The 21,492-nt window shown below is 57.2% G+C and carries 18 protein-coding genes; 11 read left to right on the forward strand and 7 right to left on the reverse strand.

Annotated features, from left to right (window positions below; translation table 11 throughout):
• Positions 1-52: 52 nt before the first annotated feature.
• Positions 53-1,411 (reverse strand): MATE family efflux transporter, encoded by a 1,359-nt coding sequence (locus O9H85_RS09750; protein WP_269881137.1) that lies wholly within the window; start codon positions 1,409-1,411, stop codon positions 53-55.
• Positions 1,412-1,586: 175 nt separating this feature from the next.
• Between O9H85_RS09750 and O9H85_RS09755 the strand changes: the two genes are divergently transcribed.
• Entirely contained in the window at positions 1,587-2,522 is a 936-nt protein-coding gene (locus tag O9H85_RS09755) for a helix-turn-helix transcriptional regulator (protein WP_269881139.1), read from the forward strand.
• Positions 2,523-2,560: 38 nt separating this feature from the next.
• Here O9H85_RS09755 and O9H85_RS09760 read toward each other — a convergent pair whose 3' ends face one another.
• A complete protein-coding gene (locus O9H85_RS09760; RefSeq protein WP_269881140.1) occupies positions 2,561-3,220 on the reverse strand; it encodes an SEC-C metal-binding domain-containing protein in 660 nt (219 codons plus the stop codon).
• Between the two features lie 258 nt (positions 3,221-3,478).
• Between O9H85_RS09760 and O9H85_RS09765 the strand changes: the two genes are divergently transcribed.
• The 3 genes from O9H85_RS09765 (at position 3,479) to O9H85_RS09775 (ending at position 7,219) form a co-directional block, all read left to right on the forward strand.
• A complete protein-coding gene (locus tag O9H85_RS09765; RefSeq protein ID WP_269881141.1) occupies positions 3,479-4,525 on the forward strand; it encodes a Gfo/Idh/MocA family protein in 1,047 nt (348 codons plus the stop codon).
• A 7-nt stretch (positions 4,526-4,532) separates the two neighbouring features.
• Positions 4,533-6,428, forward strand: coding sequence for a hypothetical protein (locus O9H85_RS09770; RefSeq protein WP_269881142.1), 1,896 nt, complete (start codon positions 4,533-4,535; stop codon positions 6,426-6,428).
• Positions 6,429-6,703: 275 nt separating this feature from the next.
• Complete coding sequence (locus O9H85_RS09775) at positions 6,704-7,219, forward strand: TlpA family protein disulfide reductase (protein WP_269881143.1); 516 nt, start codon at positions 6,704-6,706, stop codon at positions 7,217-7,219.
• 631 nt (positions 7,220-7,850) lie between these two features.
• Here O9H85_RS09775 and O9H85_RS09780 read toward each other — a convergent pair.
• Genes O9H85_RS09780 through O9H85_RS09795 form a run of 4 tightly spaced genes read right to left on the reverse strand, consistent with a single transcriptional unit; the run spans position 7,851 to position 12,783 of the window.
• Positions 7,851-9,134, reverse strand: a complete 1,284-nt coding sequence (locus O9H85_RS09780; protein ID WP_269881144.1) for an ABC transporter permease — start codon at positions 9,132-9,134, stop codon at positions 7,851-7,853.
• 2 nt (positions 9,135-9,136) lie between these two features.
• Positions 9,137-9,820, reverse strand: coding sequence for an ABC transporter ATP-binding protein (locus O9H85_RS09785; RefSeq protein WP_269881145.1), 684 nt, complete (start codon positions 9,818-9,820; stop codon positions 9,137-9,139).
• A complete protein-coding gene (locus tag O9H85_RS09790; RefSeq protein ID WP_269881146.1) occupies positions 9,820-10,695 on the reverse strand; it encodes a hypothetical protein in 876 nt (291 codons plus the stop codon). The genes O9H85_RS09785 and O9H85_RS09790 overlap by 1 nt, the downstream gene beginning before the upstream one ends.
• Before the next feature lie 48 nt (positions 10,696-10,743).
• Positions 10,744-12,783 carry an alkaline phosphatase gene (locus tag O9H85_RS09795; protein ID WP_269881147.1) on the reverse strand — a complete coding sequence of 680 codons (2,040 nt, stop codon included), beginning with the start codon at positions 12,781-12,783 and terminating at the stop codon, positions 10,744-10,746.
• A gap of 369 nt (positions 12,784-13,152) precedes the next feature.
• On the opposite strand from O9H85_RS09795, the gene O9H85_RS09800 reads away from it, so the two are divergent.
• The 5 genes from O9H85_RS09800 to O9H85_RS09820 all read left to right on the forward strand — a co-directional run bounded on the left by O9H85_RS09800 (position 13,153) and on the right by O9H85_RS09820 (position 19,217).
• Entirely contained in the window at positions 13,153-13,635 is a 483-nt protein-coding gene (locus O9H85_RS09800; protein WP_269881148.1) for a MarR family winged helix-turn-helix transcriptional regulator, read from the forward strand.
• A 75-nt stretch (positions 13,636-13,710) separates the two neighbouring features.
• Entirely contained in the window at positions 13,711-14,370 is a 660-nt protein-coding gene (locus O9H85_RS09805) for an efflux RND transporter periplasmic adaptor subunit (RefSeq protein WP_269881149.1), read from the forward strand.
• 21 nt (positions 14,371-14,391) lie between these two features.
• Entirely contained in the window at positions 14,392-15,714 is a 1,323-nt protein-coding gene (locus O9H85_RS09810) for an efflux RND transporter periplasmic adaptor subunit (RefSeq protein WP_269881150.1), read from the forward strand.
• Between the two features lie 11 nt (positions 15,715-15,725).
• Positions 15,726-17,351, forward strand: a complete 1,626-nt coding sequence (locus tag O9H85_RS09815; RefSeq protein ID WP_269881151.1) for a DHA2 family efflux MFS transporter permease subunit — start codon at positions 15,726-15,728, stop codon at positions 17,349-17,351.
• A 39-nt stretch (positions 17,352-17,390) separates the two neighbouring features.
• Complete coding sequence (locus O9H85_RS09820) at positions 17,391-19,217, forward strand: hypothetical protein (protein WP_269881152.1); 1,827 nt, start codon at positions 17,391-17,393, stop codon at positions 19,215-19,217.
• A 262-nt stretch (positions 19,218-19,479) separates the two neighbouring features.
• On the opposite strand, the gene O9H85_RS09825 is transcribed toward O9H85_RS09820, so the two are convergent.
• A complete protein-coding gene (locus O9H85_RS09825) occupies positions 19,480-19,773 on the reverse strand; it encodes a substrate-binding domain-containing protein (RefSeq protein WP_333474183.1) in 294 nt (97 codons plus the stop codon).
• 541 nt (positions 19,774-20,314) lie between these two features.
• Here O9H85_RS09825 and O9H85_RS09830 point away from each other — a divergent pair.
• Together O9H85_RS09830 and O9H85_RS09835 are read left to right on the forward strand one after the other, a co-directional pair.
• A complete protein-coding gene (locus O9H85_RS09830) occupies positions 20,315-20,623 on the forward strand; it encodes a MazG nucleotide pyrophosphohydrolase domain-containing protein (RefSeq protein ID WP_269881154.1) in 309 nt (102 codons plus the stop codon).
• Positions 20,604-21,437 carry a DUF3891 family protein gene (locus O9H85_RS09835; RefSeq protein ID WP_269881155.1) on the forward strand — a complete coding sequence of 278 codons (834 nt, stop codon included), beginning with the start codon at positions 20,604-20,606 and terminating at the stop codon, positions 21,435-21,437. The genes O9H85_RS09830 and O9H85_RS09835 overlap by 20 nt, the downstream gene beginning before the upstream one ends.
• Positions 21,438-21,492 lie beyond the last annotated feature (55 nt).

Genomic DNA, 21,492 nt, shown 5'->3' on the forward strand with positions numbered 1-21,492 from the left:
TTGTAAGACAAGGACGGCGTAGCCGTTTAACCTGGTCGTATGTGCATCGTTTTTACCGGGCTTCGGTGAACCGGGCGGCAGCCGGACGGGCTGCACCATACCAGCTCTTGCGCTTCCAACGAATGACGGAGAACAGGCCGCGCATAGCTTCGTCCGAGATCATGGCGATATAGACGCCGACAAGTCCCCATCCGAGCGTTAAGCCGAGCCAGTAGGATACTCCGACGGAAATGACCCAGAGCGAGAAGAAGCCGGAGGCCATAATGAAACGGGTATCCCCAACGGCGGTCAGCGCATTGCCGAAGGCCATGTTCACCATCTTGCCGGGCTGCAGCAGCAGATTCATGCCGAGCAGCACGAGGCCGATCCGGACGATGTCGGTGTCGCCCGTAAAGATGTGTAGAATTTGTTTGCCGAACACATACATAAGCAGCGTATTCGTCATCACGACGGCGAGTCCGGCATAGAAAGCCTTCCACGCGGCGCGGTAAGCCTCCTCGATGCGGCCCGCCCCGTACAGATGGGCGATCTGGATCTGCACCGCCATGGCGAGAGACCAGCCGCATAAGAAGGAGAACGATTCGATCGTGTTCATATACGTCCGGGCGGCCAGCTCATGAACGCCCATCATCGCAATAATCGAGAAAATGATCATTTGCGTAAACGTCCAGGAGGCGGCGTTAATGGACATCGGCCAGCCGATGCGGGTGATTTCTTTCAGGATCGGCACATCGATTTTCTTCAGGTCGCGGATGCGGATCAGAACCGGGAACGCCTGCCGGAAAATATAGAACAGGAACAGCAGCGCCGCGATTCGGCTGAAATTCGTGGACCAGGCTACGCCGCTGAGTCCCCATTTCGGAAACCCGAGCGCCCCGTAAATAAACAGCGCGTTACCGACGATATGCAGCAGGTTCATCCCAATGCCGATGACCATCGGGCCCCGGGTGTTCCCGGTATTACGGATGACGGTGTTTAGCGTCAGGACGACCACGGTGAAGAAGGTGCCTCCGCCGACAATCGACAGGTACGGAACGGCAAGTGGCATGACGGCCTCCGGCACTTGGAGAAGGCGAGCCATGGGCTCCGCGGCGAACAGCAGAATCAAGCTGAGCACCAGGCCGATGAGCATATTGAGGATCAGCGCCGTAATGGCCGCACTGCGGGCTTCCTCTGTCCGGCCGGCGCCGAGCTTTTGGGCTACGACGACACCCATGCCGCTATCTATCGTAACGAACAGGACCAGCACGACTTGAAAAAACTGGTTGCATATCCCGACCGCGGCTACCGCCTCATCGGAAATACGGCTGACCATCAAGGTATCGACCGTACCGATCATAAATTGCAAAAACATCTCGATCATGATCGGCCAGCCGAGTCCCCACAGTGTCAATTTAGCAGGATCTTTCATGAAAGCGTTTCATCCCTTTTTCTTAAGAATTGCCCTGGAATCAAGGCGTGATTGCTCGTGTTGGAATATGAAAATTATAAATGGTATAGTGGAACGGAACTATCAATTTTCAAACGCAAATTATTACGATCTGAACCTTCAATATTTCTTTATAATTGCTTCGGGAGCAGGTGGGATGATGTCGTTTATCCAATTTTACGTGCCGCCCTTGCCGCATTATATCGTCAGCGGGCTGGCCCGGGTGCCCGAAGGGTTCAGGCATCCGAACCGCAATAAGATCGGTGTCTTCGATCTGCTCGTCGTATGCAGCGGAACGCTGTACATCGGCGAGGAGAAGCAGCAGTGGCGGCTGGAAAGCGGGGATTCGGTCATCCTGAGGCCCGATAAGCCTCATTACGGCACCGCTCCCTGCACGGAGCCGACGGAGTATTATTGGCTGCATTTTCAGACGGCGGGGCATTGGAGCGAGACGGTATCGGATAGCTGGCAGAGGGGAGGGGAACGAATCGAGCCGGGGGATACGGAACCGGGCGGTTCCCGGGAGGAGCTTCAGGAGCGGGACGAGGAATTCTTCCTTGCCACCTTCCCGATCAAGCTGTCGCAATATACACGCCTTCCGAGGCTGCCCGCGCTCACGGAGAAGCTGCAGCGCCTCGCGTATCTCGAGGAGCAGACCCTCTCCCGCAACAAGTGGCAGCATCAGCTCGTCTTCCAGGAGATCCTGCAGGAGCTCGCGGCGGCGCAAACCCGCGGCAGCGATGGTCCGGCGGTTCAAGTGGCCGAGCAGGCGGCCACCTACCTTCGCATTCATTATAAGGAACCGATCAGCTACGCTGAGCTTGGGGCTGCCCTCAGCTTTCATCCGGCCTACATTTCCCGCTGCATGAACAAGGTGTTCGGACTGACGCCCTTGGAATATTTGACGCGCTACCGGCTGGAGCAGGCCAAATTAATGCTGCTGAACACCGACCTGCCGATCGGCCGCATTGCGGAGGAGGCGGGCTTCAACCAGGCCTCCTACTTCGGCAGCTGCTTCGCGCGGACCGAAGGGATGACCCCGCGCATGTACCGCAAGCAGTACATGCAAAAAGAAGAAGACCGAGACTCCTGATCCTTGGATCGGAAGCTCGGTCTTCTTCGGTTGAACGCTTATTCTTTCTCTTGGGAGCCGCCGTTCTTGCCGTACAACAATTGCTGGAAGTAGGCTTGGGCCTCCTGAATCGTCTCGAATTTGTTGGATTCGAGCTGTTTGGTCAGATCCCGCATCGCGCGCTCCACGCTTAACTGGTCCGGCTCGCCGTTAGCGGAAGGATCCGCCGCTTCCCGTACGGCAAAACCGGCATCCTGCGCCGCTTCCAGAATCTTCTGCGCCCGCTGCGAGATGGTTCCGGGGGAGACTTCATATTTTTCAGCCAAATGCGACTGGGTCACTTCCGGCATGCCGTAGAGCGTCGCTATCGAATATTCGATGGCCGCCTGCATCACACCGGCTTTGCGGATTTGCGGCATTTCCCGCGTCGAATACATCAGCCACAGCTGGAGCGCTTTCTCAATGACGGACGTCTCATAGCTGTCTTTCATCCGGTTGAGCAAATCCTGCGCCGTCTCGCGGTACTGCGGAGTTCCCCACGGCGCGTTCTCGAGGAGCGATGTCAGCATTCTTTCGCCGTTCGCCCGCGAGGCTTCGACCACTTCCGGGTCCGGCAGCAGCCGAATGATCCCGGAGGCGTTGTCCAGCGGCAGACAGCAGTGTTTATACTTTTTCCCGCTGCCGCAGGGGCAGGCGTCGTTTCTTCCAACTTTTTTCATGGCTATTGTTCAGTCCAATCTGTAGATTCATGTACTCTTATTATATCCCTCCTTCGCCGTAAAACCAAGCCTTCCTGCCCGAATTCCGGCAAAAAACGACAAAAAACACATTTCATGCTTAATTTTTGGCCGCACTGCCTTTTAAAAAACACATAACACAGTAAATTAGCACATAGCAAAGTAAGTTACCCCATTGAGCATGCACCTCGGCTGATATAAAATGACTCAAAAGACGATAAATTTAGGAGGATTTACCTAATGACCCTGTCCTTGATTCAAGTTGGCGTAGGCGGCTTCGGCCGAGCCTGGTTAAAATCTATCGCAGCTCATCCGGAATACCGCATGGCGGCGCTGGTGGATTTGTCCGAAGAGGCCGTTAACGAGGCCCGGACCATCCTGCAGGACCAGGGCATCCCTGCGTTCGGAACGCTGGAAGAGGCGCTGGGGGCCGTCTCGGCGGATGCCGTACTGATCGTTACGCCGCCGCGGACGCATGTGGCTTTGGCGCTGAAGGCGCTGGAGGCCGGGTTGCACGTGCTGACCGAGAAGCCGTTATCCTACTCGATCGAGGAAGCGATGACCCTTTACGAGAAGCGCTCGGTCTACGGCAAGCAGGTGGTGGTGAACCAGAACTACCGCTGGAGTGCTCCGATCGGCGCCGTCAAGCGGGCGCTGGACGACGGTATAATAGGAGACCCCGCTTACGTGGAGTGGAGCTTCCGCCGGCTGCACAATGTCCGCCGCGGAACGTGGCGCGTCTCCTCGCCTGATATTCTGTTTACCGATGTAAGCGTTCACCATTTTGATCTGATGCGGTATTTGCTTGGTTCCGACCCGATATCGGTCTGCGCGCAGGGCTTCCGTCCGTCCTGGACCTGGTGCGAGGGGAGCATGGTGAACGGAGCGTTCTTCGAGTTCCCGGGAGGCATCCGGGTCAATTATTTCGGCAGCCTGGAGGAAACGGGTTCGCTGACGCCATGGAACGGCAATTTCCGGATTACGGGCAGCGAAGGCGCCGTCGAGCTGACGGAAGATGTGCCATACGTGGTGAGAAGGGACGGGAGCCGGGAGGAGCTTGCGCTTCCGGACGGCACGGCCGAGAGCAAAAAGGTTACGCTGGATATGTTCAAGGATGCCGTCCTGGAGGGAACGAAGGCCGCTACGGATATTACCGATAATATCAGGACGTTCCTGATGGTCAGCGGCGCCATTGAATCGGCCCGTACGCAGCGCTGGGTCACCTACCGGTTCCCCGAAAGCGCGGGTGCCGGGGAAGCGGCTGTCTCCGGGGCGGAAAGCGAGTGACAGGGTCATGACAAAGGCAATGAACGAGATGGGGCCTGCCAATGACCAGGCCTGCGACTTCGGACGAATCGCTCTGCGGCATCCGGCGCTGCGGCAGGAGACCGGCCGGCCCGCGGTGCTGGCGGCGGGAGAAGCTCCGCCTTCCATCTGGATCAAGGCGGAGCTCTCGCTCGGCGTATCGGCGGAGCTAGTGCATGTGAAGACGGGACAAGTGAAGGCGCGGGCCGGCGAAGGGCCGATCCCGGCAGGAGAGGAGCGGATCGTCGCGTTCCCTGAAGAGGCGGCTCAGGCTGAAGGCCTGTATGAAATCCGTCTCGTGCTCAGCATTCCCGGGAGAGCCCCGGTGCAGGATGCGTTCTCGTTTACCGTAGGCGAGGAAGGGGCGCGGGCGGCCTATTTGGACACGGACGGAACGCTGGTTTATGTGCCGGATGCGAAGGGTAACCGGATTCCGGATTTTTCCCGCTGCGGCTACATGGGCGGCGGCGTACCGCTGCCTGACGTGCCTGTGAAGCTTACGCTCGGTCCTTCTGGGGAAGGCGACGATACGGCAAGAATTCAGGAGGCGATCGACCGGTTGTCGCTGATGCCGCCCGGACCGGACGGGTTCCGCGGGGCGCTGCTTCTGCGGCGGGGCTTCTACCGGATAGCGGGTACGCTGTATATCCGGACCGGCGGCGTCGTGCTGCGGGGCGAAGGGCAGGAAGCGGACGGCACCGTGCTTCACGCCGTTGGAGCGGGCCGAAGGGATATGCTCCGCATCGAGGGCGCCGGGGAACCCGTGATATCCGCCGACGCGTTTGCGGAAATTACGGATTTGTACGTTCCGTCCGGGGCCGAAACGTTCCATGTGGCGGACGCCGGATCGTTTGCCGTAGGGGATACGGTGGCCGTTATCCGGCGCGGGAATGCGGAGTGGATTTCGGCGATCGGCATGGACTCGATCACCCCGCGGCCGAAGGCTGGGGGGACGAAGCAGTGGGAGCCGTTCGACCTGAAATTCGACCGGGTCATTAGGGAAATCTGCGGCAGCCGCATCACGGTGGACGCTCCAATCACTTGCGCCATCGAGCATCGTTGGGGCAGCGGGGCTCTCGCGCGCTATGATGATTCGGGGCGCATCGAACAAGTGGGCGTGGAGAACCTGCGGGTGGAATCCGACTTCGACCCGTCGGTAACGGATACCCAGGTGGACGGCAAGCCGGGTGGCGCGGCCTACTTCGCGGATGAAAACCACTTGGTGAATTTCGTTGTTCTGAACCATGTGAAGCATGCTTGGGTGAGGGATGTGACCGGCTTCCATCTGGATCATTCGCTCGTTACGATCGATCGGCATGCGAAGTGGGTCATCGTGCAAGACTGCAAGGTCCGGGAGATGGTCAGCATCATTACCGGCGGTCGGCGCTACGCCTTTCATGTAACGGGTCAGCTGTCGCTCGTGCAGCGCTGCGATGTGGAGACGGCCCGTCATGCGTTTGTATTCAATGCCAGAGTTTGCGGTCCGAACGTCTTCCTGGACTGCGAATCCCGGATCGATTTCAACGCCAGCGAGCCGCATCACCGCTGGTCGGTCGGCGGCCTGTTCGATTGCGTTAAGGCGCCGATCTACATCCGCGACCGCGGCTGGATGGGCAGCGGGCACGGCTGGGCGGGAGCGAACTACGTTGCGTGGAACACGGAAGGCGAGCTGACCCTTCAGCAGCCCCCGACCGCGCAAAATTATGCGGTCGGACATGTCGGGAAGCAGACGCCGCCGTTCCTTCCCAACGAGCACGATATGCGGCCGCGGCAGGACGGACATTGGGACAGGTACGGCGTTCATGTCGAGCCGCGGAGCTTGTATTTGCAGCAACTAAAGGAACGGATGGGCGAGGACGCCGGGAACGGTGTGATCAGGCGGTAAAGCTAGGAGGGCCGCGATGTTTTAGACCGCCGTCATGCAACGCCACACCGCGCGCCGGATGTCCGGCCGCTTCAGCCGCAGGCTTTTTACAATACGAACGGCGGCGCGCGTGCGCACCAGGCCCTGCTCTTTGGAGCGGGGCTTTTTGTTACTGCAGGGCTTACATTTCTTGTGCGGAATCTCTTGCCTGGGTTCGGGGCAACCGCTAGAATAAAGGACGAACGACGAAGTGATGGATGAGCTTCTTGTTCAACTCTGGATACGGGAGCAGCTCGATGAAAAAGCAGGTCTTCCTTATCATACTTATCTTGTGCGCGACGATCTTAACGCTTTGGAATCATAAGGGAAAGCCTCAGGAGGTATGGGCGAAGATTGGCCAGCCGGCCCCGCCTTTCCGCCTATCGCTTCTTAACGGACAAGCGTACACGCTGAAGCCGGGAGAAGGTAAGCCGATGATTATTAATTTTTGGGCTTCTTGGTGTGAGCCGTGCAAGGAGGAAATGCCAGCATTGTCGGCCATATACGAAACTTATCGGGATCAGATCGAGCTCGTGGCCGTCACAGGTAAAGACGAAGCGTCAGCGGTGAATGCCTTCGTTAGAGAATATAAGATTCCTTTTCCCGTACTGCTGGATCCCGGGACTGAGGCGGCGGAGGCTTATCGCATCGTACAAATTCCGACGACTTATCTGGTGAACAAGGAAGGCATAATTACCGAGCGAATCCTTGGTCCGACCGATTCTGCAGCGTTGCAGAATAAAATAAAGCTCCTGCTGCAGCAAGAACGATAAGTGGGAACATGGGGATGCTCGGCCGTTTAAGTGGGAAGCTTGCCGCGGAGAGAGGTTACCAGGTACTATTAGGGCGCGTAAGGATTTGAATACCGATTAGCCGACGATAATAGCAAAGAGAGAGAAGAGGGCAGAGGTATGGGGAAGCTGTTGAACCCCATACCCCTGCCCTCTTTATGCTCAAACGTATGGGTTTCCGAAGCAAAAAGGACCTAGTGGAACCTAGGTTCAGTACCGTATGCGACCGCCATGTGACGGGCTATAGTGAACTTCCGGGTACATGGGGGGCCCCAGGTTCACTAGTAACGAACGGAGGATCACTACAGCCCGCAAACCGGCCGATGGCCTGTCGTTAGTGAATCCAGGGTCGCTACTAAGGAACCTGGGTTCACTAACGGAACGTCAGACGCACCATGTGACGGGCTATAGTGAACTTCCGAGTACATGGAAGGACCTAGGATCACTCAGCGATAACGAACGGTAGGGGGACTACCGCCCAGGTTCCGAAGGAACTCCCGTTACCCCGTAAAACGGCCGAAGGCCGGGCATTAGTGAAGGCAGGTTCTCCACAGCTCAGTGGAACCTATCTTCACTACCCGGCCATGTTATAGCATGCTGAGGCTAAGAGCCGCTAATTCAAATTCAAATAGCGCGCCGTTTCCGTGCGGTATGCCCCCAATGCCGGCACGATGCCCGCCGCTAGACCCAGCAGGCCTACGGCAGCGATGACGGTGAGCAGACTCCAATCGTAGGTGTAGGCGACGGTAATGGAGCTCTGTGCGCCGATGTAATAGGAGAGAGCGCCGGATAATACGGCGCCGAGCGCAATGCCGCCGATACATCCGAGCGAAACCACCAGCAGCGATTCGAGCATCACGATCGACAGGACGCTGTTTCTTCCGGCGCCCAGCGCACGCAGAATGGACACGGTACGGCGCCGCTCCAGGGTGGAGCCGTACAAGGCCAGGACGATCGTGAGTCCCGCCATGCCGAGGACGACATAGCTGATGTATTTCAGGACGGCTTCGCCGCTGCCTATCATATCGAACAGCTTGGCAATGACTTGGCCCGGGAATACGGCCTGCGCATCCTTGGTCTGATTGATCTCCTGATACAGCTTCATCAGATCGATATAGCTTTTCGGTTTGATCAGCGCGGCGGTCACACCGAGAGCTTCATCGTGGTCATCCCCGTCGTGTCCATCCGCGGCCGGCTTACCGTTCCCGGTAGGCACGGAATTCCCGGAGGGACTGCCTTCATGATGGTCTCCGTGCTCATGGCTGACCCAATAGCTGTCCATGCTTACATAAACGCCTTGATCCGATGGAGCGGAGACACGGCGCAGAATGCCGACAACGGTGTAAGGATTCTGATCATGCGTGTGGTCTTCCTCAAGCGATCGGGCCACGCCATGGCCGGAAATAAAGGTGTCGCCGACGCGTAGCCCGGTTTCCTTCGCTACCTTGGCACCGATCACCGCTTCGAACGGCTTCTCGAAGATCCGCCCGGAAGCCAGCTGGAAATAAGGAGGGTCCACCGGCGTCCCCTTGAGAGTAAAGAAACGGGGGCTCGTTCCTACGATACGGAACCCTTTATAATTGTCCCCCAGGGCAAACGGCACAGCCAGCGTAACGCGGGGGTCCTGCTCCAACGACTGGTAGTAGCCGAGAGAAATATTGGCCAGCGGGTTATCCATCATAAAAATCGTATTGAAGACCAACTGGTTTGCGCTGCCTTTGGAGCCGACGATCATCCCGAAGGGCTCGCTAGCCTTCACAATCCCCTGCTTGATGCCTCCGGAAAGGAGCAGAATGCTGAGCGTCATGGCGATGCCGACGGACACGACGATGACGGTAATCAAGGTTTGAATACGGCGGTTGATGAGATTGCGCCAAGCCATATAGAGTAAAGACATGCTCAACCGACCTCTTTTCCTGCATCTGAAATATCCCGAAGGTTCACGATCCGCTCCAGCCGGCCGGCTAATTCAAGGTCGTGAGTGCACAGCAGGAGCGCCGCGCCGTTGGCGCGGCAGACCTCGACCAGCAAAGAGAATACTTGCGAGGCATGGTGAACATCCAGGCTGGCTGTCGGTTCATCGGCCAGTACGAGAGAAGGACGGTTGGCTAGCGCCCTGGCGATGGATACGCGCTGCTGCTCTCCGCTGCTGAGCTGCGACGGCTTGTGATGGAGCCGATGCTCGAGCCCTACCTGCGTGAGAAGCTCGGAGGCGCGCTTTCTCTGCTCCCGCCTTGGAACTATGCCGCCGAATCGCATGGCGGCCAGCACATTCTCCAGCGCCGTGAATCCGGGCAGCAGGTTGAAGCTCTGGAACACATAGCCGATATGGCGCGCGCGGAAACGGTCCAGCTCTGGTTCAGGGAGCTGATCGAGCTGCTGCTCCAGAATGCGGATCGTTCCTGCAGTAGGCCGAATGATCCCCGCAATAATATTCAGCAGCGTACTTTTCCCGGAACCGCTCGGCCCGATCAGGGCGACCCGTTCTCCGGCATCCATGCGAAAGCTCTCAATGGAGAGAACATCGACGAACTCGTTCCCGGGCAGTCGGTAGGATTTAGTGACGTGTTCCAGATCAAGCATTATTTCAGTACCTCCACTTTATCGGCCATGATGCGGACCAAGCTGACGAAGCCTGTCTTGTCGTCCGTCTGCGAGCCCACGCTTAAGGTGCCGGTTACCTTCACAGGATGGTCCGTCGGAGCGATGGCTTTATCCTTGGGCATGAAGACGACCACGATGTCCTGCGGCCAATCCGCATCCGAAGAGCAAAAAGGGCAGATCGTCAGAGCGACCTTCGTCAGGACGAAGAAATCGACCTTGGCCGCAAGCGGCGGCGCCATGTACCCCGACATCTCGACTTTCTTTCCGTTCAGACCGTTTACTTTCTCCGAAAATTTGATTCCGCGCACCGTAACCTCCGAATACAGCTCCTGGAATGTCAACGTGCCCGGCTTGCCGGCTTGCTTTACGATGTTTTCCTCGGCCTTCGCGGCGCTCCCGGCAGCTTCGGCTTGCTTGGCCGGGGGTTCCGCCTTGGCCGGCTGCCCGGATACCGGGGGCTGCGCCGGATCAGGCGGGGCTTGGTTAACGGGCGGAGCAGGTTTGGGGGACTCGGCAGATTTGGCGGCTGCGGGCGCAGGTTCCTTAGGTGCTTCCGTTCCATTCGCGGCAACCGAGCCGGAACGATCTGCAGGTGAAGCTGTTTTATCAGAAGAGATTTGCGGCTGGTCTGAAGCGATTGGTTCCTGCGGCGGAGCGGGCTTCGCGGTTTCTTTCGCCTTCTCGCCGGCCTGCTTGGGAGCTTCGGTGCCGGACGCCGCCTGCGTCCCTTGAACGGACAAATCAACCGCCCCCCCCGTAAGCGGGGGAGCCGGTTGATTGCATCCGGAAGCGAATAGCGTGAGGGCAGTCAAGCAGGCAGCCGAAACGAGCCTGCTGTTTACCTTTAACAGCATAGGGAACGCCTCCAGTCTTCTAGGCTGTTGTGTGCCGGGCGAATCCGATTATTTCGCCAGGACATCCAGAATGGTGCTGCTGTTAACATATGTCGTGCCGTTATCGAATTTGAAGTCCAGCGCCACATCCTTGCCGTTCTTGGTAGCTTTGCCGCTGTTCAAGTTCAACGTGACGGTATTCGTATTGACAAGCATCGTAATTTCGCGGCGGGCCGCATCGTATTTGACCGTGCCGCCCATCAGGTTGACGAAGGTAGCAAGCGGAATCCAGTTTTTACCGTCCGACTGAACGTCAACCAAATGTAAACCGAGGGCATTGGCCATGCCGTAGAAGACATCCGTATTGTCCATGGTGCCTTTGAAATAGCTCGCCCCTGGTCCGTAAGCCATCAGCGGAACGTCATCCGCCGTGTGGACGCCTTGGCTTTCATTGTAAGGGATGGAGCCGGTCTGCAGGAAGCGGTCCCGGTTAGGGTCGTTCGGATCCGCCAGCTTGGCCGGATTCGCCACATACTTGCCGTCCTTGTTTACCGTAGGGGACGTTGGAACCGAGTCGAATTTGTAATCCTCGTAGTAATCCGGATGAGCTCCGAAGACGACAGCCAGCTTGCGGTCTACGTCCGGACTGTCCGGGAACCCGTCTCCGTTCGAGTCGACATAAGTCGGGAACTCCGATTCGGCGTAGGTGCGAACGGCGTCTCTGCCCGATTTCCCGTCGCCTTCCCAATACGTGCCTGCGATGCTTACCGAATGCGAGTGATCGGCGGTTACAACAATCAAGGTATCGCCGTTATTCTCGGCAAAACGTTTTGCAACGCCGATGGCTTTGTCCATTTCGATCGTATCGTAGGCGGCGCGCTCCCAGTCAAGCGGATGAAGCTGCTTATCGATGCTCGCGCCTTCTACCATGAGGAAGAAGCCTTTGTCGTTCTTGCTGAGCACGTCGATCGCTTTTTGCGTCATATCCCACAGGTTCGGCTGATCGGTAAAGGATTTCAATTCGGCTTTATTATTCGTGGACCGGTCGTAATAAACGCTCATATCGGCCGGGTGGAACAGGCCAAGAAGCTTGGAGCCGCTCGCTTGCTTCAATTGCGTCGCATTTTCTGCAATGTCGTAGCCTTTTTGCTGGAACATATCGAACAGGTTTTTCTCGTCTTTGCGCTTGGAGCCTGCCGTGGATTTCGGAAGGAAATAAGCCGAGCCTCCGCCCAGAATCACTTCAGGTTGAACTTTGTACAGCATCTCCGCGATTTCCGCTTTGTCGGAACGGCGGCGCGTGTGGGATACGACGGCGGCCGGCGTAGCGTCTTCGATTTCGGAAGTGCTGACAACCCCTACGGACATGCCTTTGGTCCGCTTAATCATTTCGGCCAGCGTCTCCACCTTCGGATCGTCCAGCGAGTCCGGAGTATTGTCCGGGTAAATGCCGAGGCCGTTCACGGCGGATTTGTGGCCGGTATTGTAGGCGCTTGCGCTGTTGGCCGAGTCCGTAACGACGGAATCCATGCCGGAGGTGGTGACAACGGCGCGCTGATCGAACTTGTCCATCTCCATCAGACCGTTGTATTTTCCTTCGGTCATGCCTTTGGACATGATTCTGGAGATCGTAATATCCGGAAACGCCATGCCGTCGCCGATGAACAGGATGACATTCTTCGCTTTTTTGCCGCTGTTGTCGGCCGTTACCGCTTCGTATTTCACCGTCTTGGACAAGCCGTCCGCCTTCACGGCTACTTCGTATGTACCTGCTTTATCGATCGATACGTCGCGGATCGTGAATTCCTGGCTCTTGTCGGTATTCGTTTTGACAAACTTTTTACCGAAAAACGCCTCGGCATCCTGGCCGTTAACCGTAATGCTTACAGAGCCAGGCATAGCGCTCAATTGATTCAATTCCACGCGAAAGTCGAATTTGGATCCCGCCAAAAATTTGGCACGATCGATCGGAGCGATATAGATGGATGCTTGTCCCGCTTGTTCGGCAGCGTAGGCAGGGGATACGTTACCATCGACGTTGAAGAGGCCGGCTGTCAAGAGGCAGCTGCTCAACGCGAGCGAAGAAATTACTTTAAAAGTCTTTCCCATAAGTGGTGAACACCTCCAAATTTATAGAACAATTCGATTATATAGTCGAATTGTAAAATTTCCCTCTGACTTTTATTAATCTTATATTAAGGTTTTGTTAATGTTGAGGGAATATTTTCCAATCATGATGAAAAAGCAAGCCCCGATGCAAAAAGAGGAGAAAGAGCTAGATTATTCCGTCCTGGGCGTTAGCCAGTTCCAACAATGCCCGGTTTGGGCCATTTTCAGCCGGAGAAAAAACTGATATTATTTTCTAAGTAAATATTTCGTAGTGCGAAATGTTATGATTTTTAATATTTCTGAAGGGAAAGATTCAATGGTTAAAGGATAGGAGCGGATGGGAGGAACTGCAGAAGGAGTGATTGTAAGATGGAGCCGAGCAACCGTGTCGATCTTTTGGAGCAGATGCACCGGTTGATCTACAAACGAATTTTTTCCGAATGGAGCCACATGAGTCCGCTGCACTTGACGATGCCGCAAGCGAATTTGCTGAAGTTCCTGGACAGCAAGGCGATGCATAAAACGTCCGATGCCGCCGATTTCATGTGCATTTCATCCGGGGCGCTCACGATGCTGTGCGACAAGCTGGCGGAGAAGGGACTCATCGAGCGCAACCGGGACGAAGCGGACCGCCGGGTGATTTATTTGGAGCTGAGCGAGGAAGGCAAGCGGGTCGTGCAGGAAATCCGGATGCTGAAAGGGCGTCTGATCGACCGATTGATGGAAGGCGTGACGGAGGACGATTTGCAGGCGCTGAACCGCGTCTATTCTTGCTTTGCCGCCAATCTCGCGAAGATGCAGGAGCAAAGACCGGTCTGGGGCGGGACCCCTGCGCTGCAAGAGATGCAATAGCTTTGCAAGAGATGCCGCCTAGGAGCCGGAGCGGCTCGCAGAGATTATTTTGGAGAAGAAGGTTGAGGAGAAGCCATGAAGCGTAAGAGCGTTTTAGTAGTTATTTTGGCCGCAGCGGTCGTCGTGGGGGGCGGCGTCGGCTATAACTTCTGGTATCAGGGCCACAATTTCGTGAAAACGGAGGATTCGCGCATCGCCGGCGACATTTATAAGGTGATTCCGCGGGTCAGCGGCAAAGTCACCTCGCTGCAGGTGGCGGAAGGGGATCACGTGCTCGCGGACCAAATTATCGGACAGCAGGACAGCACGAACCTGTCCACGAGCATGCTGGATCAAGCGACGCTGCGGTCGCCGATCGAAGGCACGGTCATTAAGGAGCTCGTGAAAGCGGGCGAAATCGCTTCTCCCGGACAAACGGTTGCCATGGTGGTGGATAAGGCGCGTTTATACATATCCGCGAACATTGAAGAAACTTCCATCAACCGGCTGCAGCTCGGCCAAAAGGTCGACATTGCGGTCGACACGTACCCGAACGCGCACCTCACCGGCAAGATTATCGACATCAGCAAAGCGACGGCGTCGACCTTTTCCCTGCTGCCGGCAACGAATACGAGCGGCAACTTCACGAAAGTGACCCAGCGGGTGCCGATCAAAATATCGATCGATGACCAAATGGGCTTCGATCTGTCGCCCGGAATGAACACAACCGTCAAAATTCACGTCAATGGGAACTGACGAAGGGGAGTAAACGATACGATGAAGAGGAATAAACATAAGAAGCTTTGGGTACCTGCGATGCTGACACTCGCCGCCTTCACGGCGCTTCCCGGCTGCGGCACGCCGAGCGTCCAGGGAGCGGCCGGCGGCGAAACGCCCGTGAAGACGATCAAGCTGGGCCAGACGTCCGAGGCGGGCCTCAGCGGTAAAATCATTCCCGACCAGGAGGTCAAGGTCGTCTCCAAGGTGGCGGGCAAGGTGTCCGCCATCCAGGTCGAAGAAGGCGCCAAGGTGAAGAAGGGCGACGTTCTCCTGCAGCTGGAGACCGACGATTTGACCCAGCAGGTGAAGCAGGCGGAGGCCGGCGTGACGGCAGCCGAGGCGAAGCTGAACGATGCCGAGGCCGGAGCGCGCTCGCAGGAGATTCAAGGGCTCGAGAGCGCGGTCCAGCAGGCGCAGGCGGCGCTGGATACGGCGAATGCCGCAGCCGATCAGGCCAAGGCGGGCTTCGATCTCGCGCAGAGCACGTACAACCGGCTCCGCAACTTGTACGATACGAGCTCGACCGTGGCCAAGGAAGACCTTGAGCGCGGCACGCTCGATTACGAGAAGGCCCGCGCCGGCTACTCGCAGGCCGTCGCGTCGCAGAAATCGGCGGCCGCTGCCGTGCAGGGCGCGAAGGCGAAGCTGGAGCTCGCCAAGATCGGCCCGACGGACAATACGATCAAGGCCATGCAGGCCGACATCGAACGGCTGAACGCGGGACTCACGCTTGCGAACAGCGCCCTGTCCAACGCTACCGTAACTGCCCCGATCGACGGTATCGTCGTGAAGAAGAGCATTCAGGCCGGCGAAATGGCCTCGCCCGGCGTTCCGCTTTTCTCGGTAGTGGCGATGGATCACGTACAGGTTGAGCTGAGCGTGGCGGACAATCAGATCGGCTCGATCAAAGCCGGCTCGCCGGTTGAAGTGAAAACGCAGAACGTACCGGGCAAGACATTCCAGGGCACCGTTCAATTCGTCAGCCCGGTATCGAATCCGAACAGCAGCACCTTCCCGGTGAAGGTTACCGTGGACAATAAGGACGGGCTACTGCTTGCGGGGATGGTGGCGGAAGTGAATCTTCAGGGTACGCCGCAAAGCAAGCTGGAGGTGCCGAAGTCGGCGCTCGTGAAGAAGGACGGCAAAACCTTCGTGGTGAAGGTTCAGAACGGAACGGCTCATCTCGTCGAGGTGAAGACGGAAGACAAGAACCAGGACTGGGTGTACGTTCAGCCGAACGAGCAGCTGCAGCGCAGCGAGCCGATCGTGGTAAGCCCCGGCGACAAGCTGGCCGAAGGTACGAAAGTTAAAGCGGAGTAGGAGGAACGCGCATGTCGGATTCCAATGCAGTTCCGAAGCCCGCTGAAGGAGGAGGCAGCTCTCTGGCTCTGATCGCCATCGTCATGGGGACGTTCGTGGCCGTGCTGAACAGCAGTCTGATGAACGTGGCGCTGCCCCAGTTCGTCACGGTGTTCGGTTCCACAGTAGCTACGATTCAATGGGTCATCACGGGGTATATGCTCGCCTCCGCCGTCGTCATTCCGCTCAGCGGTTTCCTCGGAGATACGCTGGGCGCCAAAAATTTATTCGTCCTGTCCGTCGCCGGCTTCACCGTCGGCTCAATCCTGTGCGGTCTGGCCTGGAGCGACTCCAGCCTGATCTTATTCCGGATCGTGACGGGACTTGCCGGAGGCTTCATCATGCCGATCGGCATGTCGATCATTTACTCCACGTTCCCCCGGGAAAAAGTAGGCACGGCGCTCGGTATGTGGGGCGTCGCGACGATGGTGGCGCCGGCGCTCGGTCCTACGCTCGGCGGCTATATCATTCAGTATTACAGCTGGCGGCTGCTGTTCTTCATGTCGATCCCGTTCGGGATCGCCGCCGTCATTCTGGGCAAGGTGCTGCTGAAGCCTACCCCGCAGAAGAAGGGGCTGAAGCTGGATGTATGGGGAATGATCTTCTCCATGCTGTTCTTCGGCTGCCTGCTGCTGGCGCTCAGTAAAGGTCAGTCGGAGGGCTGGACCTCGCTCTACATCGTAAGCTTGTTCTATGTGAGCTTCTTCAGTTTGCTGCTGTTCATTTGGGTCGAGCTCGGCGTCAGCAACCCGCTGCTCAATCTGAGGGTATTTAAGGATTCCAACTTCACGATGAGCGTCATCGCGTCGTCGCTCGTTATGATGGGCATGTACGGAGGAACCTTCCTGACGCCGATCTATCTGCAAAACATTCAAGGCCTCACGCCGATGCAAACCGGGCTGCTCTTGATGCCCCAATCGCTCGCGATGGCCTTCATGATGCCGATTACCGGCAAGCTGGTAGAGAAGGTGGGCGTAAAGGTGCTCGGCGTAATCGGACTCACCATTCTAGGTACGACCACGGTGGAGCTGCACTTGCTGACCCAGGATACGCCGAACCACTGGCTTGATACGCTTCTCATCATTCGGGGCATCGGGATCGGCATGTGCATGATGCCGCTTACCCAGATCGGGATGATCAACATCCCGACGCCGGACGTGTCGCGCGCTTCCTCGCTATCCAACGTCGTCCGGCAGGTTGCCGCTTCGATGGGGATCACGATCCTGACGGCAATCATGAGCAGCCGCCAAACGATGCATTACAATCAAATCAACGAAAGCGTCACGGTGGATTCCTTGCCGGCGAACCAAACGATATCGATGCTTTCTTCCGCGATTATGCAGGGGGGAGTAGACGCCGCTACGGCCGGCGGTTCGGCGGCTGCCTATTTGGCCGGGATCATGCAGAAGGAAGCGCTCGTCCGGGGCATCGCCGATACGTTCTACGTATCCGCCATTCCCGTACTGCTGTGCATTCCGCTCGTCCTGCTGTTCAAGACCAAGCGCAAGGTGGCGCAGGCCGCCGCCCCTGCGCCGTCTCCCTCGGACCGGGCGGCCTCGCAGGTCCCGGCGCCGGCTCAAGAGCCGTCCAAGGCTTAACCCATTCTTACATCTAAGGTAAACAGGAGGAATTAAGTTATGAACATGCAATGGAAAACCCGATTGTCCACCGTACTGCTCGCATCGTCCGTCGCACTGGGCGTGGCCCCGGCCTATGCCGCCGAGCCGGCTGCCGCTCCTGCCGCCGAGCAGCTGTACGTATTGAACAGCTCCACGCAAGCGCAGGTGAAGAGCGTCCTGCAGGAGAAGACGCCGACCGGCTGGCGCATCGGAGCGGTGATCAAGCTGTATAACACATCGCTGACCGCCTCGCGGATTCCGGACTACGAGCTTCGCGCCCTGACGACCGGCGGCGCGCCTTACATTCTGCAGCCGAGCGCCGCCAATCCGAAATCGATTCCGCCGCAGAGCTATGTCGAGCTGAGCTATATGGCGGAGCCGGATACGCAGGCCGATCTCGCGGTAACGGACCTGGCGCTCGTCGATGTCAATATGGAGGTGTATCCGAAGGTGGAGACGCTGCTCGCCGACGCGCCGGTCAGCGCCAAGGTATGGCACGGCAGCGACGCGGTACTGCCGGACGCTTCCCTTAAGGCATGGAGCGAATCATTCCTCATTCCGGGCATCACGTCGGGGCTGAAATACACGGCCGTCAGCGTAACCAAGCAGTTCAGCGGCCAAGCCCCGACCTACACCGTGCAGATGAAGGTGGATAATCCCGGCTCCGCTACGGAGACGGTGCCGGATTTCACGCTGAGCGGCAAGTCGGAAGGCCAGTCCTTTATTGGCAAGCGAGCCGAGCAGGGGCCAGTCGCGCTGAATCCAGGCGAACAGAAATATATTCACTTCAGCATCACGACAACCAACGATGCGAAGTTGTCCGCCTTCTATGTGCTGACACCCGAATCATTCCTGAAGCAAGGGCAAACCGCGCCGTCGACCTATTACATCGGCCGAATCGGCGTACAGCTGCCAAGCGACAACGCTTCGGCTTCGGGGAGCGCGCTGCCGGTGTATGAGTTCGGCAAGCCGCTTGCGGTCGATCCGGTGAGCCAGGCGATTAGCCCGCAAATGGCGGTATCGCTCATGGGCCTGCAGTGGTTCGAGAACGAGGGACAGCAGTACCGTACGGTCGTGGCGAAGGTAAGATACGTCAACAACGGCGGCAGCTCCCTCGCGGTGCCGGAGGTCGGCGCGGATCTCGGCAACAGTCAAGGCGTCTATTACAGCGGCGTGCGGATGGCGAGTCCCGTGAAGGAAGTGCTTCCGGGTCTGGGAGCGATTGTGAACTACACGTTCACCGTTCCAAAATCCGAGAAGGAAGAGCAGTTCAAGTTCCGTCTGCTTGAGCCGGCGGCAGTTGCCGCTCCGGCGACAGCCTCTTCCACGCCGGCGACTCCGGCTGCGGGAACGGCCCCGGCCGCGTCCGCTGCCGCTGCCGCAGCACCATCCGCCGCAGCTGCGGTGAAATCGCCGATTTCGGAAGCTTTTGCAGCAGTGCAGAATACTGATCTAGGCACGACGACGCTGCAGATGTACCCGTATGAGCTGAAGCTCGGCAGCTGGGTGCTCACAACGGTGGCGGGCACGAACCCGGCGACGCGGGCTTACACGTACACCTACAAAGTGAAAATGTCGCTGGATGTGAACACGACCGACGAGGTGGTCGCCGATCCGGTAAACCAGAAGCTCTTCATGCAGCTGGAGAACGGCGCCGGCACACGGCTCACTTACAAGAGCTTTGCGCTTACGGGAGACAGCCGCTTAATGAGCGGAGAGCAGACGATCGCCTTCGACAACGGCAGCACCGACCAAATGGAGGCGCCGCTCGTGCTGAAGATTTACGAGACGATCTCCACCCCGCTCGGCGACGCGAAGCGCTTGATCGCGGAGCTGAAGCAATGACATTAATGAAATCGCCGGAGGAAGCTTTCCTCCGGCGTATTTTTGTTTTTTTCAGTAAAGGGTAGGAATAGGAGGATAGTTATAATTAGGAAACTTTAGGTTTCGGGGGATGAATGCAGGGGGCAAGCAGTTGCTCCGAGTTCCATTAGCATTAGGGAAGGGGAGTGCAGCCCGGAGGAATTCCGTTTTTGAACTGTTCAATATTAGAAATAATAATTTTTTATCTAATTACATAAATGAAAATATTTTTACTTTATAATCATTACATTAAATTTAAACTCTTGATAAAATCGACAAACGCATGGATCAAAGAAATTTGCAGCGAATCCTTCCGATAAATCATCCAGGATTTACGCAGGATCGGCTCCCCATGTTTTGTTCTCAGCTGGATTCGATACTTGTATTCGGTATCGCCAAGCACAATATCGGGAAGTATGGCATACCCGAATCCGCTGGATACCATCTCTTTGCAGGTTTCCATATGGTCTACCTCCATTGTAATGGTTGGCGGGATAGAAAAATGGTCCTTCCACCAGCTGTCCAATAAATTCTCCAAGGAGATAAACTACGAGGCCTTTTCGAAAAAGCCGGTAATAACGAAGAAAGGCTATGATATGAATGTGACGTTTGAAGGGATTAACGTCCCGTTCGAGAAAGTAGTCGTTAATAAATTTGCCGAGGCATTTAAATAATTTGGCACACAATAGGACCGTCCGGTAATTCCGGACGGTTTATCTTGATCTGGCTGCTTTGAAGGACTCCGATAAGGAGTTCAGATTGACGAGAAACCCTAATATGCTGAAAAATGCCAAAGGTGGTAGGTGGGGTATCCCCTGTAGGAGCGATAGCGTCCGCCTTTGTTATCGGAAAATTACCGCTGTAAAGGCGAATCAATTGAAAATTTTACGGGTAACAACAGCGGCCGGAGGGGGATACCCCACCGGAGTACCAAGGCAGATTTCTCTATTTCATGGGTTTCTAGGGCAGCCTGAAGATCCTTACACAGGATCGATTCCCCAAGCGAGCCGGATGGAAGGGAAACCGGGGGCCTGCGTCGAAGTAGGAGTCCAAGCGAAGCGGTTAGAGGAGCGAATGCCATGAAGCGGATTAGCGAGCTTGTAGCGGAAGCGCACCGGACGGCGGTGGACAAAGGCTGGTATGAGCATCCGCCCGAATTCGGCACGGCCGTCGCTCTAATGCACTCCGAGCTGTCGGAGGCGCTGGAGGCGTACCGGAAGCTGGAGGGGGAGGCCATGCGGGAAGCGATCGCCGAGGAGCTGGCCGACGTGTGCATCCGGGTATTCGATACGTGCGGGCACATGGGGCTCGACCTGGAATCGGCCATCCACCGCAAGATGGAGAAGAACCGGCAGAGGTCATACCGGCATGGCGGCAAGAAAATTTGACGAAGCGGCTAAAGAATCATGCATCCTAATGGAGAGGGAGCTGATCCTGATGATTATCCGGGAACAGGCGGACGCGTTCGTGCTGATTGCCCAGCATGATCACGGTTTTGTCTCGGGCGAGTTTGCGCAGGGGCTGAAGGATGCTTGTTACGGCGAGGCCGGCGATGGACGGAGGGAGGATACAGTGCTCGCCGCATATGAGCACGATCGAAGCTGGATCGGGCTGGATGCCGTTCCGCTATGGAACGACCAGGCGAACAGGCCTTATTCGTTCATGGATTATCCGCTAGCGCCGAAGCTGGGCTCCTACCGGAAGGGACTGGACGAGCTGGAGCGCATGAATCCGTACGCGGCACTGCTTGCCAGCCTGCATTACGCGTCTTTCTTCGTGAAGACCGAGGAGGCTGAGGGGGAGATGTTTTATCGTCACGAGCGGGAGCGGCAGAAGCGGTTGCGCGATCAGATCCAAACGCCCGGCGGAACGGTGGAGCGGCATTTCAAGCTGCTTCAGCTGTGCGACGACCTGTCCTTGTACGTATGCTTGAACGAGCCCGGTACGGCCAAGGAGGCGGAGCATCCATGGTTCCGCAGCGGCTTTGCGCGCTCGGAGGCATTCCATTCCCTCGGAGATCGTCCCTTGGTCGGCCGTTGGCTCGATGAACGGACAATGACGGTGGACGGTACTCCGTTCCGCGAGGCGTTCGTCCTGCATCTCCGGTCGAAGCGGGTTGCCAAGGACCGGATCGCGGAGCACGGCATCGCGCTGGCCTATGCCGAAGCGCCTTGGACGATGCAGGAGATCCGGGTCGAGTGAGATCAAAGGGTGGGCCTGGAAGCCCGGGTACCGGGGCTTAAAGTCGCCAAGCCCG

The sequence above is a fragment of the Paenibacillus gyeongsangnamensis genome (assembly GCF_027533625.1).
GTDB classification, from domain to species: domain Bacteria; phylum Bacillota; class Bacilli; order Paenibacillales; family NBRC-103111; genus Paenibacillus_G; species Paenibacillus_G gyeongsangnamensis.

Excerpts from the sequence above, each read along its gene's own strand:
- O9H85_RS09770 (WP_269881142.1), top strand. The coding sequence starts at position 4,533 with ATGACAAAGGCAATGAACGAGATGGGGCCTGCCAATGACCAGGCCTGC.
- O9H85_RS09785 (WP_269881145.1), bottom strand. The coding sequence starts at position 9,820 with ATGCTTGATCTGGAACACGTCACTAAATCCTACCGACTGCCCGGGAAC.
- O9H85_RS09775 (WP_269881143.1), top strand. The coding sequence starts at position 6,704 with ATGAAAAAGCAGGTCTTCCTTATCATACTTATCTTGTGCGCGACGATC.
- O9H85_RS09835 (WP_269881155.1), top strand. The coding sequence starts at position 20,604 with ATGGCGGCAAGAAAATTTGACGAAGCGGCTAAAGAATCATGCATCCTA.
- O9H85_RS09805 (WP_269881149.1), top strand. The coding sequence starts at position 13,711 with ATGAAGCGTAAGAGCGTTTTAGTAGTTATTTTGGCCGCAGCGGTCGTC.
- O9H85_RS09820 (WP_269881152.1), top strand. The coding sequence starts at position 17,391 with ATGAACATGCAATGGAAAACCCGATTGTCCACCGTACTGCTCGCATCG.
- O9H85_RS09810 (WP_269881150.1), top strand. The coding sequence starts at position 14,392 with ATGAAGAGGAATAAACATAAGAAGCTTTGGGTACCTGCGATGCTGACA.
- O9H85_RS09790 (WP_269881146.1), bottom strand. The coding sequence starts at position 10,695 with ATGCTGTTAAAGGTAAACAGCAGGCTCGTTTCGGCTGCCTGCTTGACT.
- O9H85_RS09765 (WP_269881141.1), top strand. The coding sequence starts at position 3,479 with ATGACCCTGTCCTTGATTCAAGTTGGCGTAGGCGGCTTCGGCCGAGCC.
- O9H85_RS09795 (WP_269881147.1), bottom strand. The coding sequence starts at position 12,783 with ATGGGAAAGACTTTTAAAGTAATTTCTTCGCTCGCGTTGAGCAGCTGC.
- O9H85_RS09815 (WP_269881151.1), top strand. The coding sequence starts at position 15,726 with ATGTCGGATTCCAATGCAGTTCCGAAGCCCGCTGAAGGAGGAGGCAGC.
- O9H85_RS09800 (WP_269881148.1), top strand. The coding sequence starts at position 13,153 with ATGGAGCCGAGCAACCGTGTCGATCTTTTGGAGCAGATGCACCGGTTG.
- O9H85_RS09750 (WP_269881137.1), bottom strand. The coding sequence starts at position 1,411 with ATGAAAGATCCTGCTAAATTGACACTGTGGGGACTCGGCTGGCCGATC.
- O9H85_RS09830 (WP_269881154.1), top strand. The coding sequence starts at position 20,315 with ATGAAGCGGATTAGCGAGCTTGTAGCGGAAGCGCACCGGACGGCGGTG.
- O9H85_RS09760 (WP_269881140.1), bottom strand. The coding sequence starts at position 3,220 with ATGAAAAAAGTTGGAAGAAACGACGCCTGCCCCTGCGGCAGCGGGAAA.
- O9H85_RS09780 (WP_269881144.1), bottom strand. The coding sequence starts at position 9,134 with ATGTCTTTACTCTATATGGCTTGGCGCAATCTCATCAACCGCCGTATT.
- O9H85_RS09755 (WP_269881139.1), top strand. The coding sequence starts at position 1,587 with ATGATGTCGTTTATCCAATTTTACGTGCCGCCCTTGCCGCATTATATC.